The organism is Trichococcus sp., assembly GCF_049589555.1.
GTDB lineage: Bacteria > Bacillota > Bacilli > Lactobacillales > Aerococcaceae > Trichococcus.
The window spans coordinates 1-6,779 of the sequence record NZ_JBAWAZ010000191.1 but is presented as its reverse complement, the minus strand read 5'-3'; the positions used below and the strand labels follow the sequence as shown (position 1 = coordinate 6,779).

At 47.6% G+C, this 6,779-nt stretch carries 8 protein-coding genes; 3 read left to right on the top strand and 5 right to left on the bottom strand.

What is annotated here, in order from left to right; all coding sequences use genetic code 11:
* The 5 genes from WBV27_RS07400 to WBV27_RS07380 form a co-directional block, all read right to left on the bottom strand.
* The coding region (locus WBV27_RS07400; protein WP_424200783.1) for a ribonucleotide-diphosphate reductase subunit beta at positions 1 to 227 on the bottom strand (227 nt) is incomplete at its 3' end.
* Positions 228 to 294: 67 nt separating this feature from the next.
* Positions 295 to 2,472: a class 1b ribonucleoside-diphosphate reductase subunit alpha gene (gene nrdE, locus WBV27_RS07395; RefSeq protein WP_424200781.1), complete on the bottom strand. Its 2,178-nt coding sequence runs from the start codon at positions 2,470 to 2,472 to the stop codon at positions 295 to 297.
* Positions 2,465 to 2,830 (bottom strand): class Ib ribonucleoside-diphosphate reductase assembly flavoprotein NrdI, encoded by a 366-nt coding sequence (nrdI, locus tag WBV27_RS07390; RefSeq protein ID WP_424200779.1) that lies wholly within the window; start codon positions 2,828 to 2,830, stop codon positions 2,465 to 2,467. The genes nrdE and nrdI overlap by 8 nt, the downstream gene beginning before the upstream one ends.
* Before the next feature lie 242 nt (positions 2,831 to 3,072).
* Positions 3,073 to 3,768: an alpha/beta fold hydrolase gene (locus tag WBV27_RS07385; protein WP_424200777.1), complete on the bottom strand. Its 696-nt coding sequence runs from the start codon at positions 3,766 to 3,768 to the stop codon at positions 3,073 to 3,075.
* 36 nt (positions 3,769 to 3,804) lie between these two features.
* Positions 3,805 to 4,479, bottom strand: coding sequence for a uracil-DNA glycosylase (locus tag WBV27_RS07380; protein ID WP_424200775.1), 675 nt, complete (start codon positions 4,477 to 4,479; stop codon positions 3,805 to 3,807).
* Between the two features lie 196 nt (positions 4,480 to 4,675).
* Here WBV27_RS07380 and WBV27_RS07375 point away from each other — a divergent pair, with 196 nt between their 5' ends.
* The 3 genes from WBV27_RS07375 to WBV27_RS07365 form a co-directional block, all read left to right on the top strand.
* Entirely contained in the window at positions 4,676 to 5,545 is an 870-nt protein-coding gene (locus tag WBV27_RS07375; protein WP_424200773.1) for a Cof-type HAD-IIB family hydrolase, read from the top strand.
* Between the two features lie 78 nt (positions 5,546 to 5,623).
* Positions 5,624 to 5,776, top strand: coding sequence for a YvrJ family protein (locus WBV27_RS07370; RefSeq protein ID WP_072763691.1), 153 nt, complete (start codon positions 5,624 to 5,626; stop codon positions 5,774 to 5,776).
* Between the two features lie 312 nt (positions 5,777 to 6,088).
* On the top strand, positions 6,089 to 6,779 hold a 691-nt coding region (locus WBV27_RS07365), incomplete at its 3' end, for a transporter substrate-binding domain-containing protein (protein ID WP_424200771.1).

Below are 6,779 nucleotides of genomic sequence, written 5' to 3'. Positions count from 1 at the left end.
GCGATGCCGTCCTGCGATTGCAAGGTGTCCAGAAGCGTCAATCCGCCGAACACTTTCCCCAACATATCCTGCTCGGGTTTGCTGAGGGTGCGCCAGTCGTCCAAGTCATTGGACAACGGGATCCGCGTATCCAACCAAAATTGTTCCGTCAGTTTTTCCCATGTCAACTTGTCCAGCATGTCTTCGATACTATTCCAGTTGATTGCTACATAAGGCTTGTTTGCCATCCTTCATTCCTCCGTTAGACTTTCCGATTATTGCATAAGAGTAATCAAATACAGTTGCGCTGCATCATCAGATTGTACATGATTCGCAAGCGTTCGCTCCGATTTCGTCGTTGTTTTCCGTAAATGTACGCACATAATAAATCGATTTTGCGCCTTTTCTCCAGGCGTAATTGCGCAGAATGTTCAGGTCCCTTGTCGTCATTTTGTTGGTGCGCCCTTCTTTCCATTCGTACATGCCTTCCGGCAATTCGGAGCGCATGAACAATGTCAGGCTCATGCCTTGGTCGATGTGCTTTTGGGCAGCGACATATATATCGATGACCCGGCGCATATCGATATCATAGGCTGAACGATAATAAGGCATCGTTTCGTTGGAAAGCTGCGGAGCCGGATAATAAGTCTTGCCGGTTTTCTTCTCTTGCCGCTCTTCGATCAGACGCGTGATCGGGTGCAGGCTCGCACTCGTTTCATTTACGTAACTGATCGAACCGGTCGGCGCAATCGCCAAACGGTTTTGGTGATACAAGCCGGATTCACGGACTGCCTGCTTCAACTGCAACCAGTCTTCCTTCGTAGGGACTTTGATGCCCTCAAAAATATGTTTCACTTTTTCGGATTGGAAGACGACATCGGAATCGGTATAGGCATCAAAATATTCGCCCGTATAATAGGTGGATTTGTCGAAATTGACGAATGCTTCTCCGCGTTCCTTGGCGATTTTGTTGCTGGCTGCCAACGTGTAATAATTCAAAAGCATAAAGTAGATGTCCGTGAATTCGATGGATTCGGGCGAACCGTAATGCATCTGATTGGTCGCGAACATCGTGTGCAGACCCATGCCGCCCAAACCGATCGTATGCGCTTGATCGTTCCCGTTTTTGATTGTAGGGACCGCATCGATGCTCGAATGGTCGGTTACGTAAGTCAAGGCACGGACCATCGTTTCGACCGATTTCCCGAAATCAGGCGACTTCATCAGGTTCGGAATGTTCGTGGAACCCAAGTTGCAGCTGATGTCCGTCCCGAGCACTTCATATTCCTGCTTGTCATTCAGCAAGGAAGGTTGTTGCACCTGCAGAATTTCCGAGCACAGATTGCTCATGACGATCGTTCCGTCCACCGGATTGGAGCGGTTGGCCGTATCGATGTTGATGATGTACGGATAGCCGGATTCCTGCTGCAGTTTGCTGATTTCGTTCTCAAGGTCACGGGCACGGATCTTGGATTTGGAGATTTCCGGATTATTTACCAGATTTTCGTATTCGGCGGTGATGTCGACATAAGAGAACGGTTTGCCGTAGATTCGTTCCACATCATAAGGGCTGAACAGATACATCTGATCGTCCTTCGCCGCCAACTCGTAAAATTTGTCCGGAATGACCAGACCCAGCGATAGTGTCTTCACGCGGATCTTTTCATCGGCATTCTCTTTTTTCGTGGACAGGAACGCGACGATGTCCGGATGGAATACGTTCAAGTACACCGCGCCGGCTCCATTGCGTTGGCCCAGCTGATTGGAATAACTGAAGCTATCTTCAAGAAGCTTCATGATAGGCACTACGCCGCTCGACGCGTTCTCGATTTTCTTGATCGGATCCCCGGCTGCCCGGACGTTTGACAGGTTCACGCCGACGCCTCCGCCGATGCGGGACAACTGCAGAGCACTGTTGATGGTGCGGCCGATGCTGTTCATGTCATCCGTCGTTTGGATCAGGAAGCACGACACCAATTCCCCGCGGCGTTTTCTGCCTGCATTCAAAAAGGTAGGCGTCGCCGGTTGGTAGCGCTGATGGATCATCTCTTCCGCCAAGTCGACAGCCAATTGCTGGTCCCCGTCAGCCAAAAAGAGTGCATTGAAGACGATCCGGTCTTCGTAACGCTCCAAATAACGCTTGCCGTCGTTCGTCTTCAGCGCGTACTGGGTATAAAACTTGTAGGCCGCCATGAACGATTTGAAACGGAATTTCTTATTGTACGTATCCTGCATCAATTTTTTGATGAACTCAAGTGGATATTTCTCCAGGAATTCTTTTTCGATGTAATCCTGTTCGATCAAATAATTCAATTTTTCATCCAACGTATAGAAGAAAACCGTGTTCGGATTCACATGCTCCAGGAAATAAGCCCGTACGGCTTCCTTATCCTTATGCAAAGGGATGGCATTATCAATCGGACGATTGATTTCGTTGTTCAATTTATAATAGGTTACATCATCTGTTTTGGTTACTAATTTTGGACTATCCAAGTTCCGTCACCTTCTCTTTCAAAATCTGAATGTCTTTCTCGTTTCCTTGAAACTCAAACAAGTGCAGCAGCGGGACGCCATAATCGCGCGCCAAGTCTTTTGCGGTAAACCCGAAAAGCTTGCCGAAATTCAGGTTTCCGCCACCTGCCACGCCTTTGAAATAAGAGCGGTTCTGGTCGGTCTCGATGAAATCGACCAGAATATCCGTTACCTCTTTATCGTAGGTCGGGGCCACGATGATGAACGGCTCCTCAATCGGTTGGAAGGCGTTATCGGCCGTCAATTCGATAGTCTCAAGGTTCAGTTTGTTTACGAACTTCCTCGTTTGGCCTGTCAACGACATAAACACTACCTTCATTTACCTCACCCTTTTCCCAACTGTTATTCACCCATTATACGGTTGCGAGGATATAATTACAACAAGAAAGACACAATATGTAGTATGCGTTTTTATAAACCACGCAACATATTGTGTCTTTGTTTACATTTTCACTTTATCCGTCCAGAAGCTGCGCGGCAGCGAATGGCTGCCATCGGCGACATTTCAGAATTTCATTCTAACATAATTATCCGGAAGCACCTCCTGATACGCTCCGGAAATCACAAGCTTGTGTAGAATTTTTTTGCAAGACGTTCCAGCACTTTCGGATCATCCACGAAAAAGCCATGGCTTCCTCCGGGCACGATATATTTTTGCGATCCGGGAATCAGGCGATGCATCTCCTCCGTTTGGTCGTCGCGGATCAGATCGAATTCCCCCGCCAGCAGCATGGTTGGCGCTTGGATGCTGCGCAAAGCTTCAGCAGAAAGATCCAATTCCTCCAGCATAAGATTGTGGATGCAGAGACGACGGATCTTGTCCGGATCGGTATCTGGCAAAGCCAGCAGCTCCTCGTATCGTTCCAGCGTTTCTTCATTGCAGGCATCGGTCAGGCCGTCCGCTTCGTAATTCGCCCCCATCGTTATCAAAGAAGCAATCCGCTCCGGATAATGAGCCGCTAAATACAAGCCCAAATTGCCTCCATCACTGAACCCGAGCACATGGATTTGTTGAATCCCTTCCTTATCGAGTAACGCCAGAATATCCGTTGCAATCTGCTTGAATGTCAGTCTCTCCACTCCCAGAGCCGATCTGCCGTGGCCTCGCGTATCCAGCGCATAGACCGTGAAGTGTTTCGTAAAAAAAGGAAATTGCTTCGCGAAGATGTCCGAACTTTCTCCGTTTCCGTGCAACAGAAGCAATGCATCACCGGTACCGCCTACCTGATAATAAAGTTTTCCTTTTCTGGTCTTCAATGATTTTCCTCTCACAGGCAGCACCCCTTTCTTCTATTATTCTGGCAAACGCCAGTCGATCGGCTCCATACCGAACGAGCGCAGCGCTTCATTCGTTTTGGAAAAAGGCTTCGACCCGAAGAACCCTCTATAGGAAGATAACGGGCTTGGATGAGGCGAGGTGATCACGACATGCTTCGTTGTGTCGATGAACACTTTTTTGGCTATCGATGCATTTCCCCAGAGGATGAAGACGACCGGTTCTTCCCGCTCATTCAGCGCTCTGATGACGGCATCGGTCAATAATTCCCAGCCTTTTCCGCGATGCGAATTCGCTTCTCCACTTCGGACAGTCAGGACCGTGTTCAGCAGGAAAACGCCTTGCTTCGCCCAAGATGTCAAGTCGCCGTGTTTCGCAATCGGAATGCCGAGATCATCCTGCAGTTCCTTGTAGATGTTGACCAAGGAAGGCGGCAGCTTGACCCCTTTCTGCACGGAAAAGCTCAACCCGTGCGCTTGATTCGGGCCATGATAAGGGTCCTGCCCCAAGATGACCACTTTCACCTTGTTGTACGGCGTCAATTCGAAGGCTTCCCAGATATGATTCATTCCGGGATAAACCGTCTCGTTCAGATATTCTTCCTTCAGAAACGCCCGCAACTGTTGGTAATAAGGCGCTTCAAACTCCTGTTCCAACTTTTCTTGCCACTCATTATGGATAATTGCTTTCATATTTTCACACCACTATCTGTCAAATTTTCCATTTCCGGTTGCGACTATCTTAACATAATGTGCGTAGCTTTTTCAGTCCATCCGCCTTCCGGGCGATTATTTAAGTCGGTCCCGAACAAATTTTCAGTGAAACTGAAAAATCATGGTAGAATATAAGTGTGAATATACTGCAATTACCGAACAGGAGGATGAATGTATGATAGAACTGATCGTCTCGGATATGGACGGCACATTATTGAACGATAAGATGGAAGTCTCCGCATCGAACGTGAGCGCCATTAATGAAGCAAATAGATTAGGCATCAAATTTATGGTCGCTACCGGCAGAGGGTATACCGAAGCAGTGCCGGCCTTGCAAGAAGTCGGCATTGATTGCCCCATGATCACGCTGAACGGCGGGCAAGTATTTGATGAAGACGGAAAACTGGACGAAAACCTGGGGATCGATAAAACGACCACCCGCCATATTTTGGAGGATGTGAAAAAATATGGTCTCTATTGCGAACTCATGACATCCAAAGGCATATTTTCGGATGACAAAGTGCGCCGGATCGAGTCAATGACTTCCTTGCTGCATGAGACAAACCCTGACACAACCTTCAAAATGGCGCTTGTTTTGGCGGTCGCCCGTTTGGAAGTGATGCACGTAAACTACGTTGAAAATTTCAAAGAAGTTCTGGAAGATAACGCCCAGCAAGTCCTGAAAATTCTGGTCTTCAGCGATGTCGGACAAAGCGAACTGGAGCCGATCCGCGCCACACTGGCCGAAGACAGCCGCGTGGTCGTGACCTCTTCCTTCAAAAATAATATCGAGATCAACCATGTGGAAGCGCAAAAAGGGATCGCTTTGGCAAAATTCGCCAAAAAAAGAGGGATTCCTTTGGAGAATGTCATGGCCATCGGGGATAACTTCAATGACGTCTCCATGCTGAAAGTAGCAGGCGCCAGCTTTGCAGTGGCCAATGCCGAGGATGGGGTCAAGGAATTCGCGAAGTACCTCACTTCCAAAAACTCAGAAAACGGCGTTGCCGAAGCCATCATGCGTTGCATCAACGAAAATCTGTGATCTCGAAAACAGAACGCTGACAGTTACACTTCCCTCCCTTACTACGTCTTTATAGATGTAGGAAAGGAGGGAAAATGAATGGATGCGAACGTGGATGTGCTGGCGTATATGGAATTGATCAGCAATACCGGATTTCCGATCGTGATTGCGATGTACCTGCTGCACCGGATGGAAAAAAAACTCGATGCACTGGTCGGCGCGATTGAAGAACTGAGTCGGGCCTTTAAATGATCACACCCTTGCCTCACAAGACCTAGAAAAAGCCCTGACATGACAGCTTTTGTGCCATCGTGTCAGGGCTTTTTGCTGCGTTTTTCCGAACGTTCCCGAATAAACTGGATTGGTTGCCATTTATTTGTTAGCGTTTTTATGAAATCCGAGTTTTGTGTCACATTTTCTAACATATTTGTGTCGTTATATGATTGTGATTTCTCAGAATTTAAAATATAATCTCGATGTGGTATTATATGAATATTCAAGCAGAGGCTTCATCGTAATCTCATGGTTATTCAGAAGGAATGCTGTTTATAAGGAGGAAAAAATATGTTAAGCAAGAAACTGCGACTAAAGTTGCCGATGCTCTTCATGGCTTTGGGCTTTTTTATTTTTGGGTCAGCCCAGCACGAAGTAGTTGAGGCAACAGAAACACAAAAGTTTGTCATCGCGACAGACACCACATTTGCACCATTTGAATTCCAGGATGCGAACGGCGAATTCGTCGGCATCGATATGGAACTCATCCAAGCGATTGCGGATGATCAAGGATTTGAGGTGGAGATTCGTCCTTTGGGATTCAATGCCGCGCTGCAGGCCTTGGAGACCAAGCAAGTTGACGGCGTCATCGCCGGCATGAGCATCACCGACGAACGCAAACAGACCTTCGATTTTTCAGAACCGTATTTTGAAAGTGGCGTGGTCATGGCAGTAGCCGATGACAGCGACATCTCAAGCTACGAAGATTTGGAAGGTCAGAATGTTGCAGTTAAAACCGGTACGGAAGGCGCAACATTTGCCGAATCCATCAAGGATGAATATGGCTTCACTACCACCGTTTTTGAAGATTCCGCCAATATGTATCAGGATGTCCTATCCGGCAATTCTGTAGCTGCATTCGAAGATTACCCAGTAATGGCCTACGCCATCGAGGACCAAGGTTTGGCTCTGAAATTGGCTACAGACAAAGAAGCCGGCAGTTCATACGGTTTTGCAGTCGCTAAAGATACAAATCCTGAAT

Excerpts from the sequence above, each read along its gene's own strand:
- nrdI (WP_424200779.1), bottom strand. The coding sequence starts at position 2,830 with ATGAAGGTAGTGTTTATGTCGTTGACAGGCCAAACGAGGAAGTTCGTA.
- WBV27_RS07380 (WP_424200775.1), bottom strand. The coding sequence starts at position 4,479 with ATGAAAGCAATTATCCATAATGAGTGGCAAGAAAAGTTGGAACAGGAG.
- WBV27_RS07375 (WP_424200773.1), top strand. The coding sequence starts at position 4,676 with ATGATAGAACTGATCGTCTCGGATATGGACGGCACATTATTGAACGAT.
- WBV27_RS07370 (WP_072763691.1), top strand. The coding sequence starts at position 5,624 with ATGGATGCGAACGTGGATGTGCTGGCGTATATGGAATTGATCAGCAAT.